Source organism: Cupriavidus sp. 8B (assembly GCF_054589115.1).
Genome location: NZ_BAAILO010000054.1, coordinates 1 through 239 on the forward strand (window position 1 = coordinate 1; position 239 = coordinate 239).

A 239-nucleotide genomic window follows, 5' to 3' on the forward strand; every position below is an offset into this window, starting at 1 on the left:
GTACTTGCGCATGCCGTACAGGCGGCATGAGAACGTTTGGACGATGGCAAGCAGGTCCTCAACCATTTCCTGCTCTGGCGACAGCGATTCCTGATTGACCACGATGATCTCGCAACCGTTCTCGCGCGCAAAATGGTCGAGCGGGTCGAATCCGAAGCGAACGAGCCGGTCCTTGTGGGCGATGAGAACTCGCTCAATCTCACCACGCTGGATGCGCTCAATCAGCACGAGGAAACGCT

Annotated in this window: 1 protein-coding gene; it reads right to left on the reverse strand. The window is 57.3% G+C overall.

The features are described 5' to 3' along the window. The coding region (locus ACYP5B_RS05190; protein WP_459568823.1) for a recombinase family protein at positions 1–239 on the reverse strand (239 nt) is incomplete at both ends.